This is a genomic window from Hydrogenophaga sp. (genome assembly GCF_041633695.1).
GTDB lineage: Bacteria > Pseudomonadota > Gammaproteobacteria > Burkholderiales > Burkholderiaceae_C > Hydrogenophaga.
In genome coordinates this window covers 1-3,998 of sequence record NZ_JBFJMY010000387.1, presented here as the reverse complement: position 1 = coordinate 3,998, position 3,998 = coordinate 1, and the positions used below count along the sequence as shown (strand labels likewise).

At 62.0% G+C, this 3,998-nt stretch carries 2 protein-coding genes; both read right to left on the bottom strand.

From position 1 onward, the window contains the following. Positions 1-396: 396 nt before the first annotated feature. On the bottom strand, positions 397-2,019 hold the full coding sequence (locus ABYB95_RS18635) for an HlyD family type I secretion periplasmic adaptor subunit (RefSeq protein ID WP_372660238.1): 1,623 nt from the start codon (positions 2,017-2,019) through the stop codon (positions 397-399). Further along, the coding region (locus tag ABYB95_RS18630) for a type I secretion system permease/ATPase (RefSeq protein WP_372660236.1) at positions 2,016-3,998 on the bottom strand (1,983 nt) is incomplete at its 5' end. The genes ABYB95_RS18635 and ABYB95_RS18630, both read right to left, overlap by 4 nt.

Sequence of the window (3,998 nt, the reverse complement as noted above, 5' to 3'; positions counted from 1 at the left end):
TTTTCTATAGAGAAATATGCTTCTGCATATTCATGGAATTTTGGGAGTCCCGATCGTATAGTTACTCTCTCCATTTTTAGTTTCAATTTTGGGAGGCATAGAAATATTGCGCATTCTGCAAATATAAATGCCGTTATTGCCATGAAAATGCCCGCCCACATAGAATGATTTATTTCCAAGTTCAGTATCAACAGTAAAGTTTTAAAGGGAAATTCATGTGAGTTTTTTATATGTTCCAAATTGGGTCTAATGAATAGTTCATTGGCTGGTGCAATAAAAATTGTAAATAAGATGCCAATGATGTTCAGTCTTTTGTAATAGGGGTGCAGCCGGTGTTCATTAGGCGCAACGAGATATGGGTAGTTCATGTCAACTCAGTGTGTAGCCTGAAGGGCTTTAACGCTCGCGAAAACTCTCAGAGCCCGCCCTTTGCACGGGACTCAACAAAAACTCAATCACCCTTCTCTGCCCCGTCTTGATCTCGGCGGTGATGTTCATGCCCGGGCTCAAGGGCACGCGTTTGCCATCTACATCCATGGTGTTTTGGCTCAAGGTCAAGGTGGCGGGGTAATAGGAGCCGCGTTTTTCATCGGTCACGGCATCGGCGGTGACGATGTTCACGGTGGCATCCACCGTGCCGTAGCGGGTATAGGGGAAGGTTTCCAGCTTCACTTCGGCCAGCTGCCCGGCGTTCACAAAGCCGATGTCCTGGTTGGAGATGTTCACCTCGGCGGTGACCTGGGCCTGCCCGGGCACCACGATCATGAGCGGCTGGGCGCTGGTGACGACACCGCCCACGGAGTGGATGGCCAGCTGCTGGATGACGCCATCGACCGGGGCGGTGAGCTGGGTGAGGCGCTCGCGCTGATCTGCTTTGGCCAGCTCGGCCTGCAATTGCAGGGCTTGGGTGGTGGCCAGGGCGCGGCGGTCGCTGAGCTGGCGGGTGGTTTCGGCTTTGAGCGCGGCTTTGGTTTGGGCGGATTCGCGCAGGGTAGAGGCGGCCTCCGCCAGGCGGGCTTGTTGGGTGTTCAGGTCTTGTTCCAGCTCGACGCGTTCGCGGGTGCGGTCTTGCGTGGCGTGGTTCGACATATAGCCCTGGTCCACCAGGCGCTTGAAGTCGGCCTCGCGGGCGCGGGCCAGGGGCAATGTGGCTTGCAGTTTGGCGATGCTGGCTTGCACGGTGGCCATCTCGGCCTGGTGGCGCGCGGCCTCTGCGTCTAGCCGGGCGAGTTTGGCGCTGATGTCTTGCCACTCGGATTGCAACTGGGCCTGGGTTTGTGCGAGGGCTTCGACAGGCTCAGCCCGAACGGAGGTTGACTCGGTCCAAACGGAGGTTGACTCGGTCCAAACGGAGGTTGACTCGGTCCGAAAGTAGCTTGACTCTGTCCGTCCGGAGGTTGGCTGGGTCCGGGTGGAGGCGGGTCTGGACGGAAGAATGGGGGGCTGACCGGTGTGCAGCGCTTGCAACAGGGCGGTGGTGCGTTGCTGTTCGCTCTGGGCGGTGGCGAGCTGCTCTTGCACGCTGGCCTTGTCGGCGCTGGCTTCGGTGGGGTCCAGCTCCACCAGCACCTGGCCGGCGTGCACGCGGTCGCCGTCTTTCACCAGCACGCGTTTGACCACGCTGGCTTCCAGAGGCTGTATGACTTTGGTGCGTTCGCTCACGATGATGCGCCCGGGCGCCACGGCCACGATATCGATCTTGCCCAGGCTGGCCCAGAGAATGGCGAGCACGAACAAGAGCATGAGACCCCAGGCCAGGCGGCGCGACGCGGGGTGTACGGGCGTGTCTTGCAGGCTGAGGGCGGCGGGCAGAAACGCCACTTCGTCGGCCAGGCGCTGAGGGCCCGCGAGCTCGGCGCGGTGTGTCCAGGCGGCCAGGAAGACGGCTTTGTAGCGCGCCAGCAGTTCCAAGACGGGGTGGCGCGCCGGCTGGGCTGGCAAGTTGCTGGCCGCTGTGGTGGAAGCGCGGGCCTCGGGGGTGACTTCTGCCACGGCGTCGGCGATTGTTCCGGCGCTCATGCCTGGCCCCCTTCGCCGCTTGGGCTGCCGTCTTGCATGCGCCACAGGTAGTGGTAGAGGCCTTTGGGTTTTTGCAGCAAGGCGTCGTGCGGCCCGACCTCGACGATGTGGCCTTTGTCCATGACGATGATGCGGTGCGCCCGGCGCACGGCCGATAGTCGGTGGGCAATGATGAGCACGGTGCGGCCCTGGCAGATCTGGGCCATGTTGCGCTGGATGATGGCCTCGCTCTCGTAGTCGAGCGCGCTGGTGGCTTCGTCAAAGATCAGGATGCGCGGGTTGGTGAACAGCGCCCGGGCAATGGCGATGCGCTGGCGCTGGCCACCCGAGAGCGAAGCGCCTTGTTCGCCCACCACGGTGTCGTAGCCCTCGGGCAGCTCGCTGATGAATGCGTGCGCGCCGGCCAGCTGGGCGACGCGCATCACAGCTTCGATCGGGGCGGCCGGGTCGGTGATGGCAATGTTTTCTCGCACGCTGCGGTGGAACAGCAGGTTTTCCTGGAGCACCACGCCCACCTGCCGCCTGAGCTGGGCGGCGTCGATCAAACCGATGTCGATGCCGTCCACCAGCAGGCGCCCGCCCTCAGGGCTGTACAAACGCTGCACCAGCTTGGTGAGCGTGCTCTTGCCCGAGCCGCTGCGGCCCACGATGCCGATGACTTCACCGGCTCTCACATCGAGGTTGATGCCGTTCAAGACCGGTGTGGCTTCGGGCCGGTAGCGGAAGGTGAGCTTGTCCAGCGTGATGCGGCCTTTGAGCAAAGGCAGTTGGGCGGTGCTGGTGGGCGGCACTTCGGTGCGGGTGTTCAAGATGTCGCCCAGGCGGGCCACCGAGATGCCGGTTTGCTGGAAGTCGGTCCAGAGCTGGGCCATGCGCATGATGGGTTGGGAGACGCGCTGGGCAAACATGTTGAAGGCCACGAACTGGCCCACGGTGAGCGCGTTGTCCATCACCAAGTGCGCGCCATACCAGAGCGTGGCGGCGTTCACCAGCTTGCCAATCAGGTTCACGCCTTCGTGCGCCACGGTGGCGAGATTTTGTGTCTTGAAGCTGGCTGAAACATAAGAAGCCAGCTGGTTGTCCCAGCGCTTGCCAAAGCTGGGCTCCAGCGCCGTGGCCTTCACGGTCTGGATGCCGGTGACGGTCTCCACCAGCATGGCCTGGTTCTCTGCGCCGCGGGCAAACTTCACGTCGAGCCGCTGGCGCAGCAGGGGCACCACCGCCAGGCTCAGGCCAAAGTACAGCGGCAAACTCACCAGCACGATGAGCGTGAGCGGCACGCTGTAGAACAGCATGACGGCGATGAAGACCACCGAGAAGAACACATCGAGCAGCACGGTGAGCGCGTTGCCGGTGAGAAAGCTGCGGATGTTTTCCAGTTCGCGCACACGGGCCACCGAATCGCCTACGCGGCGGGCCTGAAAGTAGGCCAGAGGCAATTGCACCAGGTGGCGAAACAGGCGCGAGCCCAGCTCCACGTCGATGCGGCTGGTGGTGTGGCTGAACACATAGGCGCGCAAGGCGCCCAGCACGCTCTCGAACACCACCACGATCACCAGGCCGATGACCAGCACATCCAACGTGGTCATGCCCTTGTGCACCAGGACCTTGTCCATCACCACCTGAAAGAACAGCGGCGAGACCAAACCAAAGAGTTGGAGAAAGAAGCTGATCAGCAGCACTTCACCCAGCAGCTTGCGGTATTTGACGAGGCTGGGCACAAACCACGAAAAATCAAACTTGGCCAGTGCCCCGACCGTGCTGGCGTGGCTGCTGACGAGGATGAGTTCGCCGCTCCATTGCTCGGCGAATACCTCGACCGGTTCGATCGTGGGGCGGCCGGGAGCCGCGTCACCAGCGACCTCCTGGAACAGCACCCGCTGACCGTCGCATTGCGCCAGGATCACGACGCGCAAGCCCGCATCGGAGCCGCGCATCACCGCCAGCGCGGGCAGCGGTGTGAGCTGCAGGCGCTGGGG